Annotated in this window: 24 protein-coding genes; 5 read left to right on the plus strand and 19 right to left on the minus strand. The window is 46.8% G+C overall.

Going from position 1 to position 23,236, the window contains the following annotated elements:
* Positions 1-31: 31 nt before the first annotated feature.
* The 7 genes from NYE45_RS19120 to NYE45_RS19150 form a co-directional block, all read right to left on the minus strand.
* The gene (locus NYE45_RS19120) at positions 32-856 is read right to left on the minus strand and encodes a purine-nucleoside phosphorylase (RefSeq protein ID WP_340013633.1); all 825 of its coding nucleotides are present in this window, start codon (positions 854-856) and stop codon (positions 32-34) included.
* Positions 857-1,035: 179 nt separating this feature from the next.
* Entirely contained in the window at positions 1,036-1,926 is an 891-nt protein-coding gene (locus NYE45_RS19125; protein ID WP_076333238.1) for a tyrosine recombinase, read from the minus strand.
* A gap of 75 nt (positions 1,927-2,001) precedes the next feature.
* Positions 2,002-2,244 carry a DUF4227 family protein gene (locus NYE45_RS19130; RefSeq protein WP_017687632.1) on the minus strand — a complete coding sequence of 81 codons (243 nt, stop codon included), beginning with the start codon at positions 2,242-2,244 and terminating at the stop codon, positions 2,002-2,004.
* A 158-nt stretch (positions 2,245-2,402) separates the two neighbouring features.
* The gene (locus tag NYE45_RS19135) at positions 2,403-2,870 is read right to left on the minus strand and encodes a Fur family transcriptional regulator (RefSeq protein ID WP_062835240.1); all 468 of its coding nucleotides are present in this window, start codon (positions 2,868-2,870) and stop codon (positions 2,403-2,405) included.
* Between the two features lie 107 nt (positions 2,871-2,977).
* Positions 2,978-3,607, minus strand: coding sequence for a stage II sporulation protein M (spoIIM, locus tag NYE45_RS19140; RefSeq protein ID WP_017687629.1), 630 nt, complete (start codon positions 3,605-3,607; stop codon positions 2,978-2,980).
* Between the two features lie 160 nt (positions 3,608-3,767).
* Positions 3,768-4,988, minus strand: coding sequence for an endonuclease Q family protein (locus NYE45_RS19145; protein ID WP_340013634.1), 1,221 nt, complete (start codon positions 4,986-4,988; stop codon positions 3,768-3,770).
* A gap of 2 nt (positions 4,989-4,990) precedes the next feature.
* On the minus strand, positions 4,991-5,584 hold the full coding sequence (locus tag NYE45_RS19150; RefSeq protein ID WP_340013635.1) for an NUDIX hydrolase: 594 nt from the start codon (positions 5,582-5,584) through the stop codon (positions 4,991-4,993).
* Between the two features lie 348 nt (positions 5,585-5,932).
* Between NYE45_RS19150 and NYE45_RS19155 the strand changes: the two genes are divergently transcribed.
* Positions 5,933-6,067 (plus strand): Z-ring formation inhibitor MciZ, encoded by a 135-nt coding sequence (locus tag NYE45_RS19155; RefSeq protein WP_100527202.1) that lies wholly within the window; start codon positions 5,933-5,935, stop codon positions 6,065-6,067.
* Between the two features lie 319 nt (positions 6,068-6,386).
* Here the strand turns inward: NYE45_RS19155 and NYE45_RS19160 are convergent, their stop codons facing one another.
* On the minus strand, positions 6,387-7,520 hold the full coding sequence (locus NYE45_RS19160; RefSeq protein ID WP_340013636.1) for a M20/M25/M40 family metallo-hydrolase: 1,134 nt from the start codon (positions 7,518-7,520) through the stop codon (positions 6,387-6,389).
* Between the two features lie 307 nt (positions 7,521-7,827).
* Here NYE45_RS19160 and prli42 point away from each other — a divergent pair, with 307 nt between their 5' ends.
* Positions 7,828-7,929, plus strand: coding sequence for a stressosome-associated protein Prli42 (gene prli42, locus NYE45_RS19165; protein WP_017687624.1), 102 nt, complete (start codon positions 7,828-7,830; stop codon positions 7,927-7,929).
* A gap of 26 nt (positions 7,930-7,955) precedes the next feature.
* Here prli42 and lipB read toward each other — a convergent pair whose 3' ends face one another.
* The 5 genes from lipB to lpdA form a co-directional block, all read right to left on the minus strand.
* Complete coding sequence (gene lipB / locus NYE45_RS19170; RefSeq protein ID WP_340017401.1) at positions 7,956-8,663, minus strand: lipoyl(octanoyl) transferase LipB; 708 nt, start codon at positions 8,661-8,663, stop codon at positions 7,956-7,958.
* A gap of 234 nt (positions 8,664-8,897) precedes the next feature.
* Entirely contained in the window at positions 8,898-10,340 is a 1,443-nt protein-coding gene (locus tag NYE45_RS19175) for a dihydrolipoamide acetyltransferase family protein (protein WP_340013637.1), read from the minus strand.
* 47 nt (positions 10,341-10,387) lie between these two features.
* The gene (locus NYE45_RS19180; RefSeq protein ID WP_017687621.1) at positions 10,388-11,374 is read right to left on the minus strand and encodes an alpha-ketoacid dehydrogenase subunit beta; all 987 of its coding nucleotides are present in this window, start codon (positions 11,372-11,374) and stop codon (positions 10,388-10,390) included.
* A 2-nt stretch (positions 11,375-11,376) separates the two neighbouring features.
* Positions 11,377-12,405 carry a thiamine pyrophosphate-dependent dehydrogenase E1 component subunit alpha gene (locus NYE45_RS19185; RefSeq protein WP_036607878.1) on the minus strand — a complete coding sequence of 343 codons (1,029 nt, stop codon included), beginning with the start codon at positions 12,403-12,405 and terminating at the stop codon, positions 11,377-11,379.
* Positions 12,406-12,544: 139 nt separating this feature from the next.
* Positions 12,545-13,969, minus strand: a complete 1,425-nt coding sequence (lpdA, locus tag NYE45_RS19190; protein ID WP_062835247.1) for a dihydrolipoyl dehydrogenase — start codon at positions 13,967-13,969, stop codon at positions 12,545-12,547.
* A 224-nt stretch (positions 13,970-14,193) separates the two neighbouring features.
* Here lpdA and NYE45_RS19195 point away from each other — a divergent pair, with 224 nt between their 5' ends.
* Both NYE45_RS19195 and NYE45_RS19200 read left to right on the plus strand, forming a co-directional pair.
* A complete protein-coding gene (locus tag NYE45_RS19195; RefSeq protein ID WP_062835248.1) occupies positions 14,194-14,511 on the plus strand; it encodes a DUF2627 domain-containing protein in 318 nt (105 codons plus the stop codon).
* Positions 14,512-14,576: 65 nt separating this feature from the next.
* On the plus strand, positions 14,577-14,924 hold the full coding sequence (locus tag NYE45_RS19200) for a potassium channel family protein (protein WP_062835249.1): 348 nt from the start codon (positions 14,577-14,579) through the stop codon (positions 14,922-14,924).
* Positions 14,925-14,932: 8 nt separating this feature from the next.
* On the opposite strand, the gene NYE45_RS19205 is transcribed toward NYE45_RS19200, so the two are convergent.
* Positions 14,933-15,145: a hypothetical protein gene (locus tag NYE45_RS19205; protein WP_133385409.1), complete on the minus strand. Its 213-nt coding sequence runs from the start codon at positions 15,143-15,145 to the stop codon at positions 14,933-14,935.
* A gap of 176 nt (positions 15,146-15,321) precedes the next feature.
* Here NYE45_RS19205 and NYE45_RS19210 point away from each other — a divergent pair, with 176 nt between their 5' ends.
* Positions 15,322-15,921: a thymidine kinase gene (locus NYE45_RS19210; RefSeq protein WP_062835251.1), complete on the plus strand. Its 600-nt coding sequence runs from the start codon at positions 15,322-15,324 to the stop codon at positions 15,919-15,921.
* Positions 15,922-16,040: 119 nt separating this feature from the next.
* Here the strand turns inward: NYE45_RS19210 and NYE45_RS19215 are convergent, their stop codons facing one another.
* From NYE45_RS19215 to NYE45_RS19235, 5 genes are all read right to left on the minus strand, one after another.
* Positions 16,041-16,517, minus strand: coding sequence for a hypothetical protein (locus tag NYE45_RS19215; protein WP_017687614.1), 477 nt, complete (start codon positions 16,515-16,517; stop codon positions 16,041-16,043).
* Between the two features lie 534 nt (positions 16,518-17,051).
* Complete coding sequence (locus NYE45_RS19220) at positions 17,052-17,702, minus strand: hypothetical protein (RefSeq protein WP_076333246.1); 651 nt, start codon at positions 17,700-17,702, stop codon at positions 17,052-17,054.
* A gap of 204 nt (positions 17,703-17,906) precedes the next feature.
* On the minus strand, positions 17,907-18,944 hold the full coding sequence (locus NYE45_RS19225; protein WP_062835253.1) for an NAD(P)/FAD-dependent oxidoreductase: 1,038 nt from the start codon (positions 18,942-18,944) through the stop codon (positions 17,907-17,909).
* 159 nt (positions 18,945-19,103) lie between these two features.
* Complete coding sequence (locus NYE45_RS19230; RefSeq protein WP_340013638.1) at positions 19,104-21,077, minus strand: AraC family transcriptional regulator; 1,974 nt, start codon at positions 21,075-21,077, stop codon at positions 19,104-19,106.
* Between the two features lie 189 nt (positions 21,078-21,266).
* On the minus strand, positions 21,267-23,141 hold the full coding sequence (locus tag NYE45_RS19235; RefSeq protein ID WP_340013639.1) for an AraC family transcriptional regulator: 1,875 nt from the start codon (positions 23,139-23,141) through the stop codon (positions 21,267-21,269).
* Positions 23,142-23,236 lie beyond the last annotated feature (95 nt).

A 23,236-nucleotide genomic window follows, 5' to 3' on the forward strand; every position in this document is an offset into this window, starting at 1 on the left:
GGAAAGGTAACCTTCTCTACTCAAATCTAGCTTACATTTGCGGAATAACAGCCAAAACCAGCGCCAGGAAAGACTCACGAACACGTTCCGTCGTTTCCATCACCTCATCATGTGACAGCGGCTGATCCAGAATTCCGGCAGCCATGTTGCTGATACAGGAAATACCGAGTACTTCGAGGCCTGCATGGCGCGCCACGATCACTTCAGATACAGTGGACATGCCCACTGCGTCTGCACCCAATGTACGCAGCATTTTGATCTCTGCCGGTGTCTCGTAGTTCGGACCGAGCATACCTGCATATACCCCTTCACGTACGTTAAACCCTTGTGATGTAGCTGTATCCTTCGCCAGCGCGCGCAAACGGCGGCTGTATGCTTCCGACAGATCCGGGAAACGTACGCCCAGTGCAGCGTCATTTGGTCCGATCAATGGATTTTTGCCTGTAAGATTCAAGTGATCCGAGATCAGCATTAAGTCTCCAGCTTCGTACGACGTATTCACGCCACCTGCAGCATTCGTTACAAGCAGACTGCTTACACCCAGTTCCTTCATAACACGTACCGGGAAGGCTGTCAGTTCCGGACCATATCCTTCGTACATGTGGAAGCGGCCTTTCATCATCACCACTGGACGACCTTTGATAGTTCCGACCAATAGTTCACCTTCATGTCCTTCTACTGTGGACACTGGAAAATGCGGAATATCCTGATAAGCGATACTTACGCCATCTTCAATCAGTTCTGCCAGTACGCCAAGACCCGAACCCAAAATCAAACCGACTTCCGGCTTGATGGAGCTTTTGCTTTGAATATAAGATGCTGCTTCCGAAATCATTTGTTGGTTTAGTGCTGTCATGCGATGTATGTTCCTCCTTGAGTTGAAACGATCCGTCTGTAGCCGCATTTTGCAAAATCGATTCAGCCCGAATTTATGCAAAACTGCCTATGTATAACGGCGTTTAGATGTATTCAATTTATTTTATCCTAAATCGTCCCAATATTCCGCATTTATTTGTGAATGCCCTGCGTCAAAATCTATCTTGCCCTCGGATGATGGGTTTCATAGATTTCTTTCATGGTTTTGCGACCATGATTGCCGTATTGTTGTCCGGGCTGTTCCACATGACCCAGCATATCTTGGACGGCACGTGTATCCGCCCCATTGGCAATCAGGTGTGCTGCAAACGAATGACGCAGCGTATGAGGTGTAATTTCTTCCGAAATTCCCGCATCCACCGCCGCTTTTTTTAGCAGCTTCCAGAAGCCTTGCCGGGTTAAACGTCTGCCAGACACATTCACGAACAGTGCCTGCTCGTCCGAATCGGTTTTGAGCAACTGATTGCGGAATTCCTCCACATATACACTTGCCCAATGTGCAGCTGGCGCACCGATGGGAAGAATGCGTTCCTTGCCTGCCCCACCGCATCGTATAAAGCGCATGCCAGGCTGTACATCCCGAATGTCGAGCGCAATCAGTTCCGAGACCCGAATACCTGTAGCATACAATAGCTCAAGCATCGCTCGATCTCTCACACCCTGCGGTGAACGAATATCAGGCGCTGTCAGCAGCTGTTCGATCTCCGGGATGGTTAACACCTGTGGAGGCGTCTTATCCGCCTTGGGAGCTTCCACATCGAACGTAGGGTCCTGTATAATATCACCCCGGCGCATCAAAAAATGAAAGTAGGAGCGCAGAGATACGATGCTGCGGGCAATCGTTGCGTTGGCACGTCCTGCCTGTTTGAGTTGACCTGCAAACAGGACGACATGCGTGCGTCTGACCTGATCGGCTTCGCGTATGCCATATTCCTTATCTGCAAATTCAATGAACTTGTCCACGTCTCGGAGATACGATTCAAGTGTGCTGCTAGACATCCCTTTATCATCTTCCAAGTATAAGGCATAGGCGTGTATCGTCTGTTTCATGTACAACGCTCCTCAACTGACAGATCTGCCGCTTCGGCAGACTGCTCCCGTATTTGCATCCCTGGCTGTTCGAAGCTACTCCCCGTACCAATAGAACAGACGGAGACGCTCCGCCATCGTAGGACGTCCTTCTCCATTACCTGGCCAATCCGTTTCCTGAAATACTTTGATCGCATTTCCAGTCGGCATCTGATACTGATCCACAGGTGAGATCCAACCATTGAACAGATCCAGAACATGATAGAACAGATAAACTAATGCGGCAAAAAATATAATAAATCGAATAAAACGGAGCCCTCTCCGCACTGATATAATCATGGGCGTGTCCCCCTCCTGATTCGAATCCGGTATTGTCCTTGAATCAGGGTATGTCCATAAACTCAGGTTTATGCCATTCGGGGTAAACTCCAGATCACTCCGGTGCCAAAAAAGCTCTCCCGTCAAAACCGCCGGTGAGAGCTTGAAGATATGCTATGTTATTCTTCATCTTTGGGTTTCTGTTCATTTTTAGCTTTGCAACGATAACAAATTCCATGAAAGTCCAGTCGGTGATCTACTACCGAAAAGTTAAATTCCTGCTCCAAACGCTCTTCAAGCGGTCCAAGCCAGTCTTCACGTATTTCATCCATACTTCCGCATTGAACACAGATTAAGTGATGATGGTGATGCTTGGATGTATCTCCGCGCAGATCATAACGCGCTACACCGTCGCCGAAGTTGATTTTCTCTACAACATGCAGCTCACTCAGCAGTTCGAGGGTACGGTACACGGTTGCCAGACCGATTTCGGGAGCCTTTTCTTTAACGAGCATGAATACGTCTTCTGCGCTCAGATGATCTTCTTCATTCTCAAGAAGTACTCTTACGGTGGCTTCCCGCTGGGGCGTTAATTTATATCCTTGGGACTGTAGTTGCTGCTTAATTTTATCGATCCGTGCTTCCATTTTCTCCCTCCCCCTAGGAAATCACTGCACACTGCAACTTAACCCACTCTTTTCATTATAGGGGGAGTGCGTAATTAAAGTCAACATTTTACACTATACGATGCACGTTAGGCTGGTAGTAGCATTGGTGTGACCCAGCGCATCATCGCAGGTGTAACCCATGTTTCAAAAGACGCCACGCCGAGCAGCAGTGCAGCCATGACCAAAGTTAACACTATATATGAAGCAAACGGCCTTTGTCGACCCGGTGTTCGCTGCATCAAAACACGATTACGAATGATGTATAACGAGAACGTCATGGCCGCCACACTGCAGATCAGCAGGATCGGAATGACGAACAAATTATGCGGTGCCACGGAAACCAGTGCAAACAGCAGCCCTTTCCAGGAATACTGCCCAACAAGGTACCCCACTGTGAATCCAATGAGCACACCTTTCAGAAAATCCAGAACCAGTATACCGGGCAATCCGACGACGGATAAACCCAGAATAAAGATCAGACCTACCCATTTCAGATGAAGCATGGCAATGTCCCAATATGCCCCCGTCTCAGTCACTTGTGCGCTGTGCTGCACGGTCATGAAGAAATTGCCGAGATAACCCTCCAGATCCTGACGTTGCTCAAGAGACAATGCATTGACCATGAGCGCGCCAAAAATGACGCCGACCAGAAACAAGACAGCCACGAATACATATAACGAAGTCTGACCTTTAAATGTAAAGTAGGAAGAGCGCATACAGGTACGAGTCCCCTTTCCGGTTATCATGCTGCAAGGATTCTCAATACATCCTCATAGTCATTCTTATGAACCGGAACGCACCTGTATGACTTCTTGTCCAGATTGGCTCTACGAGAAGCGAAGCTTTATCAGATGAACTTAAGAGTATTTACGCGGGTCACTCCGAAGCTCTATCCTGAACAGCAACTTTACCGTACGTTCCTCCACCTCCGGAGGACAACTCCAGTTGTCCGTTCCGTGCAGACACGATCAGGCCTGCCAGCACAGGTCCTACAACCGCAGCAAGTTCTTCCTCACGGGTGCGATGAAGTACGTTCATTTCCGTACCAAAATGGTCCAGGAGTTGGCGCAATTTGGCTTTGCCAAGTCCCGGAATGAACTCCAGTGGCACCTGATAATGATAGGCAGGTCTGTTTGCAGGAACCTGAGGATTCTCCCGATCAGAGATTGCCAGAATGCGGTCCAGCACCCCCTGAACCAGCTTCAGACTACCACAGTGCGGACAACGCTCTGCTGACATCGCTTGCTCATCCATAATGCTGCCACATGCTGAACAGTAGGTACGGTGGTACTTGCCCAGCCTTGGATTCAGTCCATAATTAGCGGTAATGCTTCTGCCTGATTCTCCGTGGAGGGCCATACGGAACTCATCAAAAGAAGGTGCCGCAACGTTCAGCTCATTATACTCCCGTCCAATCTTACCAAGAGAGTGGGCATCCGAATTGGTCAGGAACGGAACATGATCCAATTCCTGAATATAACTGGCCATCGATGAATCAGAGCTTAAGCCCAGCTCGACCGCATCCACAAGACGGGTATCCAGTACATCGCTCATACGGGGCGCCGTACTGCCATAGATGCCTTTATGCGGTGTAAACACATGTGCAGGCACAATAAGTCCACCACGGGCCTTAATCTCGGCCTGCATCTCAAGTGCGGGCACGTAGACCCGCTGAGAACTGAGGTTTACATTTTTCATATAACGTTTCATCCAGTCCGTGAAGGACTTCATTGTTTTCAGATCACGGAAGTACGCCAACATATGAAATTCACGCATTCCAGGCTCTCGTAGCTCAATCTCTGTACCCAGCAGAATGGTGGTGTCCTGGTAGACAATGCCGCCTCCCTCGATCTCCGACATCGTACCACTCTCCAGCAATTGCTCAATATCCATCTGTACAACTGGAGAATGACAATCAATAACACCAAGCAGATGAATTCCTTTACGATCCGATGCTTCCCGAGCAATATTCTCAAATGTCAGATCCCGACTGCCACTGATTTTAACGGCCTCGCCTCGAGACGTACGTCCGATGTGAATATGCAGGTCTGTATAGCAGGGTTCCCACAAGGTGGACGTTGCCAATTGATCTTGCATTCTTAGAACCGTCCTGTTGTTCTGTAAAGGTCCCACGCATACACGGCCATCATCGTTTTAGCATCGCTAATCCGGTTCGCGTCCATGAGCGCATAGGCTTCCTCCAGAGTTATTTCGGCGACTTCAAGGAATTCATCTTCGTCCAGCGCCATATCCCCTGCTTCAAGCTCTTCTGCGATGTAGAGATGAATAATTTCATCTGCGAACCCCGGTGAAGTATAGAACGAACGCAAATGACGTAGCGACTTGGCCACATATCCTGTCTCTTCTCGCAATTCACGTGCTGCTGCAACTTCCGGCTCTTCACCCGGGTCCAATTTCCCCGCAGGAATCTCTACTTCGGTGCGTCCCATTGCCTGACGATACTGATCCACAACAAGCATGCGATCTCCGTTTAGAGCAAGTACAGCTACAGCTCCAGGGTGCCGGATAATCTCACGTGTAGCCGTCTGACCGTTCGGAAGCTTAACCGTATCGACCTGAAGTGAAATCACTTTTCCCTCGAAGATCGGCTTGGTGGATACGGTCACTTCATCCAATTTTGGATTGGCAGGTTGCGCAGCATGGATGGATTGGGCAGATTGATTTGGTTTCATTCGTTCTTCAACTCCATATCGTAGGATTATATATAAATTGACTAAAAATATTTACACTAACCACTCCAATGACAGAACAACCCTTCGATCGCTGTTATCCCCAGATTTTTTTGATTTCTTTAACTAATAGATAAAATTTGGTGATAGCTTATGCTTACGATGCAGCTTTCTAAAAGAAAGCTTTTTGGTGAACGCTCCGCTTCTCTTGGTTATTTCTGTCCTCTCCGTTCTTGTGTAAAGGATTAGCTCAATTTATATATTTGATTAATGTATATATCTCTGATTTTGGGCATATGGTGAGCGTATAGAATTCTCACAGCAAATATAAACGAATCAGGGGGACTTTCGATGAACAGTTATATGACGCCTCAATCCTTACACGTGGTAGGACAAGCCCGGCAAGTACAGCTCATACTCAAACAATGGTTGCGCGAGTGGGGCCCGGATGCCAAGTTAATCGATCTGCTCGCTGGACGTAAATGAATGGGTCATCGATCCATTCATCCATTGATTCAATTTGACCCTAAATTAACGAGTCTTCTCCCTTGAAATATAACATGAATTCGCAAAAAGTCCGAATCCGGTTAGGGCGTGTCTGAAAACTCTGAAGGAAGCAGATTTTGCCGAATTTTCGTTCCAAGCCAGGAAGTTTTCCGCAGGCGTGCCGGGGCACGTCAAGGGAAAGTGACGCAGCAGGGGGCGAAAAGGCGGTAAAAGATGCACTTCAGCGAGTTTTGAGACACGCCCTAGTACCGGGTTCGGACTTTTGTCTAACAACATGTGAGGTAACATGTGCTCAATATTATTTCTTGTCAGCTGCCGTTTCCTGAATAATAGCCACAACCACCTGAGACAACTTCACAATATCTTCGGCACGAATGCGCTCTTTGGTTGTATGAATATCCTCATACCCTACCGCCAGGTTCACTGTCGGAATGTCGAATCCGTTAAAGATGTTGGCATCACTGCCACCACCGGAAGCAAACGTACTTGTCTCCAGCCCAAGACCGCGAATGGCACGCTGCGCAAGCTGTACAACTTCGTGTTCATCATGGAAACCAAATGCAGGATACAGGATCTCACTTCTGAATTCAGCCGTTGCACCGTATTTGTGGCATGTCGTTTCCAGCGCTTCACGCATCTGTGCAACCTGCAATTCCACTTTCTCCTGTACAATACTGCGGGCTTCCGCCTCAATCTGTACAAAGTCACATACCACGTTGAGTGCTGATCCACCCTGAAATTTGCCAATGTTCGCGGTTGTCTCATCATCAATTCGTCCAAGCTTCATGGCTGCAATGGCTTTCGCTGCAACCTGAATGGCGCTGATCCCGTCTTCCGGGTTCACGCCCGCATGTGCGGACTTCCCATAGATGCTCATCTGAATTTCAGCTCTAGCCGGTGCAGCTACACAGATCGTGCCTACAGCACCGTTGGAGTCAAGCGCATAACCAAACTCAGCATCGATATCCTTCGGATTCATGGCGCGTGCGCCTACCAGACCAGACTCTTCACCGACTGTAATGACCAATTGAATTTTGCCATGCGGAATGTTGTTTTCCTGGATCACCCGAATCGCTTCGAACAACGCCGCAATCCCCGCCTTGTCATCTGCTCCCAGGATCGTTGTTCCGTCACTGCGAATCCAGCCATCTTCACCCAGTTCAGGCTTAATTCCCTGTCCCGGCGTTACAGTGTCCATATGACATGTGAAAAAGATCGGTGCAACCCCTTCTGTTCCTTCGGCTTCCCAGGTAATGACGAGGTTTCCGGCGCCATGTCCGGTTTGCTCCATGGTGTCGTCCTCATAGACATGAAGACCAAGCTCTGCAAACTGTTCTTTCAACACCTTCGAGATGTTCTGTTCATTTTTCGTTTCACTATCAATCTGCACCAGTTCCATGAACTGATCGATAACACGTTGTTGTTTAATCATAGGACTTTCCTCCCTCTCGTGGATACGGTACAATACAATTACTATGGCTTGTTTACTTTTTATGAGGTTGTTCAAAAAGTCCGCTTTTGATTACGAAGGATGCCTGGCGGCATCATCAGCATCGAATATGGAATTCAGCCGAAATAAGCGGGAGGCTTACGAAGTATGTTTCCTTTGGAAACATTGTGGTTGCTCACGTAGTTTTCCCTACGCTCCGCTACTCCATTTCTAGCTTCATCCCATCTTCTTGGTACTGAAAACCAGTCTTTTTGAACACACACTTTATGTTGAAAGGAGTTCTCTCATCATGCAAAAAAAGAAATGGTTCAAAATTATCATCTATCTCATGCTGATCGCCATGATCGGGTCCACCCTTTTCATAGCTCTCGAACCGTTACTGTTCGGATAGCAACCTGAAGCCTTTTGACGGTCTGTTTACAGACGTTGAAGGGCTTCTTTTTCGGTGATCCAATTGATTTGATATGGAAAAATGCGATTAAAGTACGGAACAATCTCGCGCGCTACCTGCTCCACTTCATAGGACTTACCCGTTATATCCTCCAGTGAGGTAACGCCATACTGCTCAATCCCACAAGGAACGATTCCCTGAAAACCAGCATGTTGAATGCCTGAGGTGATGTTAAAAGCAAACCCGTGACTGGTCACGAAACAGCGGCGGTGTTTGCAACGATTAAACTTGATACCGATTGCAGCAATCTTCATATCGCCAATCCACACACCGGTGTAGCCCTCTTTGCGTCCGGCTTCAATGCCCTGGTCTGATAGATAATCCATAAGCACCTGCTCAAGTTTACGTAAATATGCGTGTAGATCCAAGTCTTCATCCCGACCAAGAACCAATAACGGGTAGCCTACCAACTGGCCCGGACCATGATAAGTAATATCACCGCCACGGTCAATTTGAAACAAAGAGATCCCTTGCTCGCGCAACTCTTCCGGACTGAGAAGCAGATGCTCCGGATGATTTTGTGAACCGATCGTATACGTTGGCGGGTGCTGTAAAAGCAGCATCTGCTCCGCACCCTCTCCCTCGTCCAATCGCTGCACAATCGCTTTCTGACGGTTCCAAGCCTCTTCATAATCAAGCATCGGTATGTATGCAACATCCAGCGGCTTGCTCATGATTTCCCCACACCCTTCTGCTTGATGTTCAATGTCAAATTGAGCACCTGTCCGTAGACAGCCGGAAAAGTGCACGGCCTGCGGCACATACACTTTCCCGTCCTTCATCTATTGAACATTTTGCATCATTCATTTTCAAACGCTCCCGGGTACAAGTTCTAGACGAATAGAACCATTTCGATCTATAACTTGATGATTGGAAACCGCTCTTTGGATTGATGCAAAATGTCTAACTTAATACACCTTGGTTTCCATAGTGTATCCTTCCAGATTTTCTTTGACACGTTGCAAGAAACGTCCGCTGATTACGCCATCCAGGATTCGGTGATCCAGCGACAGACACAGGTTAGCCATCGAACGAACGGCGATCATATCATTAATCACCACTGGCTTTTTGACAATCGACTCAAATGTAAGAATCGCTGCCTGCGGATAGTTAATGATTGGCTGGGACAGGATCGATCCGAATGACCCCGTGTTGTTCACCGTAAACGTACCACCCTGCATATGGTCCAGCTTCAACGTACCCTCACGTGTTTTGCGAGCCAGCTCATCGACTTCACGGGCCAGACCTGCGATATTTCGCTGATCGGCATGTTTGATTACTGGTGTAAGTACGGAATCTTCGGTTCCTACCGCCATGGACAGGTTAATGTCACGTTTGACAATAATTTTATCGACCGCCCATACCGAGTTCATGATCGGGTAGTCTTTAATCGCGTTAACGACTCCCTTCATCATAAAGGACAGATATGTCAAGTTGATGCCTTCCTTACGCTTGAACTCATCCTTGAGTTTATTGCGCAGCATCACGAGATTCGTTACATCCACTTCGATCATCGTCCATGCATGCGGGATTTCCGATACGCTTTGACGCATATTCCGGGCAATGGCATTACGCACAGGGGTAACATCGATGAAATACTCCGATCTTCCCTGGCCGCCACCTTCCACTTCGATCTGTGGAATTTTCGGACTTTCGGTTAGATGAATGCCTGAATGTCTCACAGGAACACCTGCATCGGACGCTGAGATCGCTTCTCCTGCGGTTAAACCCATTTCTCCATTTCCACGATTCACTCCGCTGAATGGAGATGCAGACGGCACACCAGAAGGCGCATGCTGTACTGCTGCAGGTGATGCTTGTGCAGATGCAGACGCGTTACCTCCCTGTGCAACAAATGTCAGCACATCTTTGCGGGTAATACGACCACCCGCTCCAGTTCCCTGGATGCTTTGCAAGTTCAAACCATGCTCTGCTGCCAAGGATTGCACTGCCGGGGAATACCGATTGCGCATCGGCTGGTTGGGATCATGTGCTGCTGTATTTGACGCGGCAACAGGAGTAGGGTTCGCATGTTGCTGCACTTGCTCCTGTTGTTGCGATACTTGTGTTACCTGCTCGGCCGCTTCTTCGTCGGAAGCAGCGACTTGCATGCGGCAGATTGCTTCACCAACAGCAATCGTTGTGCCCTCTTCCACCAAAAGGTCACCCATAATTCCATCCACGGTGGATGGAATCTCGGCATTGACTTTATCGGTAATTACTTCACAGATCGGCTCGTACTGTTCCACACGGTCGCCCGGTTTTTTCAACCATTTGCCTATGGTAGCCGAGACCAGCGATTCCGCCAATTGCGGCATAATGACCTCGATCCATTTCATACGTTCAGCCATTTGATTATCACTCCAAACTTTACTTTTAAACGATCCAAAAAACGAAATTAAAACTCGGCAAGTGTACGCATTGCTGCTTTGGCTTTGTCCTTGCTCAGCATGTAGAATTTCTCCAATGTTGGGCTAATTGGCATAGCCGGCACGTCAGGTCCGCAGAGACGCTGAATCGGTGCATCCAGTTCAAACAGACATTCCTCGCTAATAATAGCGGCAACTTCGGCACCTACACCACCGGTTTTATTATCTTCGTGTACGATCAGCACCTTGCCTGTCAGACGAGCGGAAGCAATAATCGCTTCACGGTCCAACGGTTGCAATGTGCGCAGATCCAGAACGTGTGCTGTAATGCCTTCTTCACGTTCCAGCTCCTCAGCAGCCTGCATTACAAAATGTAACGGCTGGCTGTAGCCAATCACCGTAATATCCGCACCTTCACGAAGTACGTTGGCTTTACCAATCGGAACGATGTAATCATCTTCTGGCACATCTTCCTTAATAAGCTTGTAACATTTTTTATTTTCAAAAAAGAGTACCGGGTCCGGGTCGCGAATGGCCGCCTTGAGCAGCCCTTTGGCATCGTATGCCGAGTAAGGAGCAATGATTTTTAGCCCCGGTGTACCAAAGAAGATTGATTCCGGACATTGGGAGTGATACAACCCACCGAAGATCCCTCCACCAATCGGCGCGCGGATAACGATCGGGCAACTCCAGTCATTGTTGGAGCGATAGCGGATTTTCGCAGCTTCACTAATGATCTGGTTCGTTGCCGGCAGCATGAAGTCCGAATATTGCATTTCGGCAATGGGCTTCATGCCATACATCGCTGCACCAATGGCAACACCTGCGATAGCGGATTCGGATAAAGGTGTATCCATCACTCGCATTTCGCCAAACTGATCCTGCAGCCCTTTAGTTGTGGTAAACACACCACCTTTGAGACCTACGTCTTCACCAAGGATAAAAACATTTTCATCCCGTTCCATCTCTTCTTTCATCGCAAGACGGATTGCATCAATATATTCCATCACTGCCATACTTACCGTCCCCCTTCTTCGCTGTCCGCATAAACGTGCGTCAGAGTGTCCTCAGGTTTCGGATATGGCGCGTTGTCTGCATATTCAGTTGCTTCTTTCATTTCCATCGCAAGCTGGGAAGCCAGATCCGCATCCCGGGCTTCGTCCCAGATGCCGCAATCGATCAAGTAGTTCTTCATGCGAGGAACGCCATCTTTCTTCCAGTTCTCCTCAACTTCCTCTTTGGTCCGATAAGCCAGATCATTATCGGAGGTGGAATGAGGTGACAACCGATACATCATCGCTTCAATCAGTGTTGGGCCTTCTCCGGCTATAGCACGGCGACGCGCTTCCTTCACTGCAGCGTATACTTCTAATGCATCGTTTCCATCTACACGCAGTCCAGGGAACCCGTATCCTTGTGCTCGATCGGATATTTTGCCGCTCAACTGTTTGTGAATTGGTACCGAAATTGCATATTGATTGTTCTCACACATAATAATGACAGGCAATTTATGCACACCTGCAAAGTTGGCTCCCTCATGGAAGTCACCCTGATTGCTCGATCCTTCGCCAAACGTAACAAAAGAAACAAATTCTTGCTTCTTCATTTTGGCAGCCAGTGCAAATCCAACAGCGTGCGGAACCTGTGTTGTAACCGGGCTGGAACCCGTCACAATCCGCAGCTTTTTGTGACCGAAGTGACCGGGCATTTGCCGACCGCCACTATTCGGATCTTCTGCTTTCGCAAAAGCAGACAGCATCAACTCACGCGGAGTCATGCCTACCGCCAGTACAAAGCCGTAATCGCGGTAATAAGGTAAATAATAATCGTGATCCCGATCCAGGCCAAAAGCGGCGCCTACTTGCGCAGCTTCCTGTCCTACACCGGATACGTGAAAGTTAATTTTGCCAGCCCGTTGCAAGAGCAAGCAACGCTCGTCAAACTTGCGTGCGAGCAGCATGTATTTGTACATATCCAATACTTCACCATCGCTAAGTCCCAGCTGTTGATGCCGGTGGACCGCGTCTGCAGTACCTTGTGAACTCATATGAGGTACCTCCTTTTAATCAGAGCCTGCGCAAACCTTACTACCCGATCTTATAACCTGGTACTAAGACTTGGCTTAACCTTATTATAATCCCTTTTACCCAAAAAAGGAAAGGACCTTTCTCATAAGCCTGTTTGGCTTACATTCCAATGGCCTTTCCATCGACCGCGAGCATGGCTTCACCCATAATTTCCGACAGAGAAGGGTGCGGATGAATGGTTTGTCCGACTTCCCAAGGTGTGGCATCCAGCATCTGAGCCAGAGAAGCCTCTGCGATCAATTCCGTCACATGAGTGCCAATCATATGTACCCCCAATATATCATTCGTCTTGGCATCTGCGATCACCTTCACGAATCCATCCCGACTTCCATGAATGAGCGATTTGCCAATGGCCGAAAATGGGAACTTGCCTGTTTTGAGTTCATAGCCACGTTCTTTGGCTTCACGCTCGGTGAATCCGATGCTAGCTGCTTCCGGACGTGTGTACACACAGCGCGGAATACGATGGGATTCCACAGCATGTACCGTTTCCCCCGCCAGATGATTGACAGCGAGAATGCCTTCATGACTTGCGGCATGCGCAAGCTGTAGACCGCCGATGCAGTCGCCAATGGCGTAGATGTGACCTTCACCGGTTTGTAACTGTTGGTTCACAGCGATGAAGCCGCGTTCCAATTTGATATCTGTATTTTCAAGTCCGATATTTTCGACATTAGCTTGACGTCCAACCGATACGAGCATTTTCTCCGCTCTCAACGTTTCCTGCTTATCGTCACCAAGCTGCACATCAATCTGGATGCCCTCTTGATCCGTGCTATATGTTTCTGTTAGAACCTTGGCACCCGTCAGGAAACGAACACCCCGTTTGCCAAGCAATCGCTGCATTTCTCTGGCAACATCTTCATCCTCGGCAGGCAACACATGAGCCGCTGCTTCAACCACAGTGATTTCAACGCCAAAGTCATTCAGCATGGATGCCCACTCCAGTCCAATCACACCCCCACCGACAATGATGAGTGATGCAGGAAGCTCATCCATACGCAGTGCTTCGTCACTGCTCATAATAAACTTGCCGTCCGGTTCCAGGCCCGGCAGCACGCGAGGACGCGAACCAGTGGCAATGATGAGATTGGTTGGTACAACCGTATCCATCTCGCCATCTTCGAACTCTACAGCAACCGCTCCGCTCTGCGGGGAGAAGATGGATGGTCCAATAACGCGACCGTTCGCGTGTACGACCTGAATTTTATTTTTTTTCATCAAATATTGAACGCCCTGATGAAGCTGCTCCACAATCGCATCCTTGCGCGCCTGTACTTTGGGAAATACAAGCGTAGCTCCAGCTGTCTCGATACCATACGTCTCGCTCTCCTGAATCTCGGCGTATACTTCCGCGCTTTTCAGCAAAGCCTTACTCGGAATACAGCCACGATGCAGACAGGTTCCCCCAAGCTTGTCCTTCTCAATAATAACGACCTGTTTCCCCAGCTGCGCAGCCCGGATCGCGGCTACATATCCACCGGTCCCTCCTCCAAGTATTGCAACATCACATGTAATTGGCATCTCTCATGCTCTCCTCTATGAATCAAATTTCAATATCATTTATGATGGCTTGAATCATGGTTTGGCTTATACCCTCTATCTGTCATTGTACTCTCCTTGAGCGGTCAACTCAAAATTTGAAGCGATCACACATGGACAGCCTATGCATTCCAAGCTATGATGGAATAAGGTATGATCTGTAAGCGTAACCTTTATTTAATGTCGACTTTGGCAGAAAGGGTATAATGCTCATGAATACAAGATTAGTCTTTGCGCGATTTCTGGCGATTGTTGTTCTGGTCATTCCCGGTTTAATGGCAATGAAGGGTTTTCTGATGATGAAAGATGCCCTGTTCCTATATTATGCCGAGCACGGGAACGAACTGATCTCACCAGGTTTCCAGTGGCTTTCCTTTGCCGGTGGACTTGTCCTTTTTGCGGCAGGTATGAGTTTCCTGGGAGGCTGGATCCTGTTCCGTGACCGCAAGCGTAATTATGTAGGTCCCCGTTTCCGGTCCAAAAGTGTACCCGAAAAAGCAGAGACGCCCGGAAGGACTCCATGAGTCCGGGCTTTTTGTGTGTCTATACAACACATACCGACAACTTTACATAGACAGGATGGATCATCATGGTTTCATTTCTAATCACGTTACAACGACTGCTCAAAGGTATTTTCCATGCGTTCAAAGACCCCAAGTTTCTGGCTCTGTTCGCGTTAACGGCAGCAACACTGCTGTCAGGCACTTTGTTTTACACTCGTGTTGAAGGTCTGCACTGGATCGATGCGTTATACTTCTGTGCGGTTACTTTGACTACGGTGGGACATCCTGATTTTGTGCCATCCACCGGATTCAGCAAAGCCTTTACCGTGATCTACATGTTTGCAGGCATTGGCCTCACCTTTGCCATGATTGCCAGAATTACAGCAGGTATTCTATTCCCTCGCAAATTAAAGACAGAAGAGGACCCGGAGTAATCTCCGGGTCATTCGTATAAGGCATCCCGCAGTTTGGTAGACATACGTGATTCTTTGGAAGAAGACTTCAAGATCGTTCTGCGCAACGTTAGATTACTTGCCTGCAGTCGCTCCGCTTCTGCGAACAGTTCTGCAAATAAGGCCTGCGCCGCTTCATCTAGAGATCCCTGTTCTTTCAGGCTTTCATATTGCGCTTGAAGTGATGTTAATGCTTCACTCATCGTAAACACCTCTTTTCCATAACTCCTATTAACAGCTGCCGGAACCAATAGCTTAACAATCCATATAGTAACACAAAGCTGCACAGATTAGTTCTGGCTCTTTCCAAAGATTTTGTGGTACTCTGTAATGGTCGCTTTTTTTGTTGAATCCCGTATGTGAGAGGAGTAGCAGCACCGTGCAAACAGGACGTATTACCGTAATTACTGGACCCATGTTCAGTGAAAAATCCGGTGAACTCATTCGCCGTTGTCAGAAATTAATACAATTTGGCCGTAAAAAGGTTGTGGCCTACAAACCAGCCGAGGATGATCGGTTTGCCCAGGACGAGATCGTAAGCCGAATTGGTTATCGACTCCCTGCCCATTCCATTCCCCGGCAATTAACCCCGGAATCCGTAGAAATGATCCTGAACCAAACCATAGATGCTGATGTTGTTGCATTTGATGAAGTACAATTTTTCAGCAGTGCCATTATGGAACTCGTCTCGGAGCTAGCGTACTGTGGCAAACATGTTATTGTGGACGGACTTAATATGGATTACCGTGGTAAGGAATTCGGATATGTCGGCGGTTTGCTCGCGATGGCAGATGACATTGAGAAACTCTCGGCTTTCTGTGCCGTATGTGGCAGCCCAGATGCTGCCTTTACGCAACGTATCGTCAACGGGGAACCCGTTACCTTGGGTCCGGTTGTCATGATCGGCGATTCAGAAGCTTACGAGCCACGCTGTCGTTGCTGCTTCATTCCTCCTCACAAAGTTGAATGCTCATCATAATTTCTAAGAGATCTCTGAGATCCTCCAAAAAGCCCTTTTGGGCTTTTTTTTGTGTGTGGCAGCAAACCATTGCACAAAAAAGCACCGCTTTGCAGCGATGCTTACAGGATCACTTCCCGCTAGTCCCGGGAAACAAAATATTTGTTGGTCATGTAGTAAGCGTCACCACGCGACGTTTCCACCATTCCTTTTTTTGCATCCAAAAATACAATCTCTTTACACTTCGTGCAGTACCATTTCGTGCGCTTATATGGAGATTCCGTCACGTAAGCCGTGCCGCATTTACAATCAATCTTCATTAATAACTCGGTTGATTTATAAGCACTGGACAAGCGTTCCAGGTTATCCTGCTGCTGCGTAGGCATAATGGTCTGCTGATAATCCGATAAATGATTCTGAACCTTAAAGTCTGCTACCAATCCTGCATTCAATCCAAAAAACTCCTTGCCGATTTCGGTCACGAAGCGCTTCTCATTTCTGTAGCAATCCAGCCACTCAATAATCTGCTTATTAGACAGTGGAACCGTACCCTTGATACCGCTGTTTAAGGTGTAGGTCATGATGTATAAAGTATCGTCTTGTCTACCTGAGTACATTAGAATCCTCCTTCGAATACATTTGCTAATGTACTACAAAAACGCGCATAAATCAAAGAATTGTTATTTCCTGAGCGCATCTCTTCTTATTAAATGGGGAACATTCCTCGTTCATCCGCCAAAGTCTTACAGGAACTGCATACACCTGAAACATTTCCCTGTGGAGCCGCGTAATGCACGACCGATTCAACGTTTTTCTTACATATGGAACAGTAGTGCCTCCTTTCCTTTTTTGGGGTGTAGTCCGATAGCTTCACTACGTTTTTGTTCAGTCGGAATCGGCGTAAGAAGCCCGGCCATTTCATCTCGCTTCACTCTTTCTTGTTCGCCTACTTTTGTAGTCGTTTTTTGCTCTGGGCTAAAAATCATCGCGCCTTTTTTTATGTATACGATTCCAAGTTGTGCATGCCTATCTCATAATCTATTCGACGTTTTGAGCGTTTTTCCTGTTTTTAATCTCTATACATATAAAAAAAACCGACATAACCTGCTTTCCTTACTTTCGGAAGAACAGCATTTTAGTCGGTTACATCCTTATTTATAAAAAGTTCCCAGAACGTCCAGCTCTGGTGAGCGCTCAATTCGAAAAGGATAAATATATCCCTGATTCATTCGGGTAAATTTGCGGCTCCACAGGTCCAGTCCGGATGTGAACTGATAGGCCTGGTATATAAACTTGGAGCAGTAATTGCGCTCAATACTGCGCAGATTGGTCTGCAAACGGTAAAATTTGACCTGTTTGTAATGATCCTGTACCCACCCGGCTGCCTTCATGCCTGCCTCATTCAGTCTGGAACGGAATACAATGAAGCGATCTCCTTCATAGAAACGTGTAAGGTACCAATCCAATGAGTCCGCAAATACAGGCCCATAAGGGTGCACATGATACACTTTCCCATCGAGTCCGATAATGCCCATATGCCCGGCGTAATAGGTGGATTCCGAGCTTGGTGTGTACACGATATCCCCTGGCTCCAGCTTCATCTCCCCCAAAGCGTTGATGGGTAAATCCTGATGTAACCGTTTGGCTGCTGAACGTTCACGCCGCCCTTCAACCAATAAGCGATGAAGCGCACCGGCAAGTGCGAGATACATTTCGGACCATTTGATCTTTTTCTTATCAGGTCGCTTGAACCACCGCTGGATGAAGGTGAAGCCTCGTTGTGGTTGTGAACCCTTCTTCATACGCTGCACTCCACTCTTATCTATTTTTATATATAGTTGTCATTCTACAGTTTCTCAGGCTTATTATAGACATTTGGTAGTGTATATTCAATTCGATAGCCGTTGTGTCTGATGAAATTATGCCTTCTTATTACCCATTTTATGCAAAAAAAGATGACTTTGGAATGAACCCAAAGTCATCTTAATCGTATCCAAACGCAGACTTTATTCTTCTACAACACCAAGAGCTTTATTTTTCTCCTTAAAGCGGCTGTTATGGGAAGAAACATAAGCCACTTTCTCCGCTTCAGGGTCCATGTATAACTTCGCACTGTTTACCGCGAGGGCTGCATCCGTGAAAGTACCCGCAATCAGGTACAGTTTGCTACCATAATCTACAAAATCGCCTGCGGCGAAAACGCCAGGAATATTCGTTTGCAATCTCTCTGTCGTAGTGACATGCCATTCGCCAAGATCAAGTCCCCAATCCCGAATTGGACCAAAATCACTCTTCATGCCATGGTTTACAATGACAGCATCCACTTCAAGCAGTTCAGTTTCGCCTGTGTCCACGTGTGAAATGGTCACTTGCTCAATCACATCACCACTCAAACTATGCAGTGTCTCTACCGCATAAGGTGTCCGGACATCTACAGAGGATTCTCTCATACGCAGTACATTACGCTCCAGCCCGCCAAAGCGGTCACGACGATGCACAACGGTAACTTGCTCTGCCAGTGCTTCCAGTTCATTTGCCCAGTCTACAGCAGAATCGCCACCGCCTGAGATCAGGACGCGTTTACCACGGAATGGCTCCAGTTCCTGCACCGTATAGTGCAGATTGCTAACCTCATAACGGTCTGCACCTTCAAGCTCCAACTTGGCCATTTTATATATACCGTATCCGATTGCCAAAATGACAGTACGTGTCCAGTGTTGTTCACCTGTTGCAGAAGTTAACAGAATCGTGCCATCAGGTTGACGTTCAAATCCTTCGATCTGTTGTTCAAATACAAGGGTTGGCTCGAAAGTTCGTGCCTGTTCTTCCAATTGTTTGATCAGATCTTCACATAGAATTGGCGTCACACCTCCAACATCCCAGATCATTTTCTCCGGATAAAAGAGCATGCGACCGCCCAATCTGTCACGTGCCTCAATCAACTTGGTCTTCATATCCCGCATGCCGCTATAAAAGGCAGAGTACATGCCCGCTGGGCCACCGCCGATAATGGTTACATCATAAAGTTCCAACTGCTGATTCATATTAAAAATACCTCCGTTAATTCGATCCAGAACATCGAGTATTTGATATCGATTCTCATTATCACTTAAATCCTAGTTTAATGGTAATCTTATCAAATTACAATGGCTAAAAAACAAACATTTCTTGTACAAAACTTCTATCAACAAGTTCGCTCTTCACTATTGTGCTCTTGGAGCCGCCAACAGCTTTTCCACGACAAAATCAAGTTGTTTATTGATTGAATAAATATCCGAGTAATAGAAGAAATCGAAATCAATCTCAATCAGACGACCTTCTTTGATCGCAGGGATACTGCTCCATATTGGATTATCCGTCAAGTTATCTGCTCCTTCATACACCGAGCGAAACACATAGTCCCCGATATATTCAGGAAGTACTTCCATGGAGATGTTGGAGCCGGCCGCGTCCGAAACCACATCAATTTTCTTCTGTACAACTTCAGGTGCTTTCATCCCCAAGTACTCATATACCGCCTGAGATCCCCGGCCAAATTGCTTGCTCTCTACAATGACCATACCTTTCAAACCGCCCTCTACAATGGAGATTGTTTTGTCCAGTATTCCTGCATCTGCAAGAGTCTTCTTACTGTCTTCAACTTTGGTGTTGAGATTGTTGATTAACGTCTCAGCTTCCTGCTCTTTGCCAAAAATGCTCGCTATACTATGGAGTCTTTCTTCTGTAGACAATTTCTCATACGGAATATATACCGTAGGTGCAATATCTTTTAATAACGTATACGTCTCTTCTGAAGGAACAATGATCAGATCCGGATCAAGATCAATAACAGCTTCAGGATTCGGTTCAAACCAGGTACCCAGTGCGTTTACACCTTCTAGCTCGCTCTTGTATGCAGCCCCGTCGTATACATCTGAGGTAGCAATTGGCTTAACTCCAAGTGCGACGACATCCCCCTGAAGATACAATACAACAACCCGTTTGGGATTGGCTGGAACAACCACATCACCCTTAACCGTTGAGACTGTGCGTGTTTCATTGTCTTTGTTCGTCTGGCTTCCGGTGTCTGATGACACTGCCGTACTGCTGTTATTGGAACCGGCACCCGTTCCTTCGCCAGCTGCTGGTGTTTGTGCTGTACCTGAAGAACAGGCTGCAAGGAGCATCGTTATGCTCAATAATGCAACCATGATCATACTGGAACTTGTTTTTCTTCTTTTCATTGATGTAGACCCTCCGTCTATATATTGATAATGATTCTCATAATCAATATATCCCGACTTCCATCTCCGGCCAATGGACGATTCAGAGATTTGCAATGGACGATCCTCTCTTCGCGCCTCTTCTCTCATCTTTCGTTGGTATAGAATCGGAGAGATCCCCACATGTTTTTTGAAAATACGACTAAAATAATATACATCCGAATAACCCACTTCTGCTGCAATTTCACTCAGCGTTGCATCCGATCGCAAAAGGAGATTGCGAGCCTTGGCGATTCGGGTCTGAATTAAATAATCAATCGGACTGTAACCCGTCTGTCGTTTGAATTGCATGGATAAATGCCGGGAGCTATAGTTGAATTGTTCAGCCAAGAAATCAAGCGTAACCTGTTCCCTGTAATGGTTCTGTATGTAACGAAGCGTTTGTTTCACCGGATCAGCAAGCTCTGTTTTGATCTCCTGCTCTGCCAGCTGAACCATCATTTCATGAATGAATTGGTAAAATAAACTTTTCGTATGGAGCAGATCCAAACTGCCAGACTGTGCCCATGCACCTTCAAGCTCATCAAGGTACCGTAACAACCCAAGCGGACTACTTGGCGTAAATCCATATTGCAAAGAGAACGGTGCAACCTCAGGCTGTGCCAATAACCACTTTTTGCGATAACTAGGAAAGGCCAGGAATGCTCTGTAATAGAGCAGAATATACTCGAAATCTTCGTTGGTTTGAATAGCCAGTGAAGATCCTTTCGCCCCATGAAGCATATAAAATCGCTCTGCCTTGTATGTTTGTCCATCCAATTGAAGTTGAGCCGATCCTCGAATCGTATATATAAAACCATTTGCCGGAAGTGTATAGGCATCCAGGTGCGCTCCCGCCTCCATAACGATCCGGCGTATATCCAGAATCTTAACAGCGGCATGATTCCAGCATTTCATTTGTTCGTCTAATTGCATCGAATACTCTCCAATCCCAGTCTCACCCGGAACAAAGACCTTACAAGGTCATCATTCTGCCACACATCCTATAACATATGCGTAGCAGAGGTTCACTAATATATCTCTCATTATAGATGATAATAATTTTCATTATCAACTGTAATTTAGACTGGAAATGGATTTCATCTTATCGAGCATTCATGACATTTATTTTTGTTCAGAGATCTTCGTAAACCACGCGGCCAATTCCTCGGTCTGATCCAATGTTGCAATCGGGTCAAAATACCATGAACGATCCGGGCTCCAGATAAACACTCGATCATTCTTAACTGCATCCAGTGAGCTCCAGACCGGTTTGGATTTCAACTCTTCCAGGGTCAGATTATCTGCTGTTAGAATGATGTAGTCTCCGGCAAATTCAGGAATTGCTTCCGATGAAACTTCAACCAGTTGATCCTTCATTAAGATCTCTTTTTTATCTGCAGGAGGATTCAAACCAAGCGCGCTATAGACTGCCTGACCTCCCCGACCAAAATTATCACCAAAGGCCAACGGTCCTTTATCATAAAACTGCATGACCGACACCTCGGCTGCTGGATCAATCGCCTCACCAACGCGCTTCTTGGCATCTGCAATTCTTGCGTCATAATCAGCTAACCATGCCTCGGATTCTTTTTCTTTATTCAGCACTTCCCCAAAGTAGGCGATCTCTTCATGGGTGTTTTTCAATTCCCCATAAGGAACAACCAGGGTAGGCGCAATTTTGCTAAAGGAATCAAATAAATCAGGATTACCTGTCACAATTAGATCCGGTTCAAGCTCCAATACCTTTTCGAGAGAGATGGTTTCATATTCACCAATATTCTGCACACCCTCAAGTGATTCAATAAAATAAGGATTCTTCAGGTTCATCTCCGGTGTACCCACAGGCTTGATCCCCAGAGCAATCAGGCTTCCCAGATACAAGTCAACCACAATCCGTTTAGGTTCAGCAGGGATTGTAATATCTCCCTTCACCGTTGAGATTGTACGTGGTTCAGATGTTTTGGTTTGATTATCCGCTGTTACTGTGTTCGTGGAACTTGACGTACTTTTGCTTCCGGATGCATCCCCGCTTGAATTACTGGCAACACCTGTTGAGCAGGCACTTAGCAGTAACGTAAGACTTAGTAAAATGCTAAGCAACATTCCCGTTCTTGTCTGTCTGTTCATATTTGTTGACCCTCCATGCTTATATTGATAATGATTATCACCATCAGTATAAACATACCTTCCACTTCCACCTCTGAAAATGTCATTTCGCGCCATGCCTAATGTCAGATCAGGCCAATTTAGAGGTGCTGAGGTCTTTTCTTTGAATTGCAAAGGAGAAAGACCCGTATGTTTCTTGAACATACGTCCCAAATAATATCCATCCGGATAACCGATTCCTACAGCGATCTCATCCAACGTGGCATCCGTTTGCAGCAACATCTCTTTGGCTTTGAACAAACGAAACTGAATCAGATAATCGATGGGACTGGTTCCAGTCGACTGCTTGAACTTGCGTGACAAACTTCTTGGGCTGGTGCCAATCATTTCTGCCAAAACATGAAGTGTAAGCGGCTCGGTGTATGAAGATTCTACAATTTCAATGATTTTGCTGACCTGATCCACAATACTCGGATAACGATTGGATACACGAGGAATCTGTGATGATATCTGCTCCACAAAAGGATAGAACAAACTCTTGGCCTGAAAGTGCTGAATGGGGTTCTTTTGATTCCACAAAAAGTGCATCTGCTTCACTTGCTCATATAGAATGGTTGGTGTATCGGGGCTAAACCCATAGTTCAATTCGAACGGATTGATACGCTCCATTAACCTTCCCAGATCGTTTCTCCCTCCACTAGGCAGACTCGCTTTGTACATTAAGTAATACAAGCGCAATCCAGCTTCGCCCGCTTGAATAACCAACTTACTCCCTTTTCCCCCATGGAGAACATAAAAGCGGCTCACTTCATACGTTTGATTGTCGATCATTACTCCAGCATCACCCTGAATGGTGAGTACAAAAGTACTTGTCGGAAATTTGTATTTCATCTCCTCATATGCCCCGAGTTCCATGTATCGGATATCTGTTATACTCACAGCAGCATAGTTCCAGAGTATATAATAATCATTCCACATTTTGCTAA

The organism is Paenibacillus sp. FSL K6-1318 (assembly GCF_037976905.1).
GTDB lineage: Bacteria > Bacillota > Bacilli > Paenibacillales > Paenibacillaceae > Paenibacillus > Paenibacillus amylolyticus_A.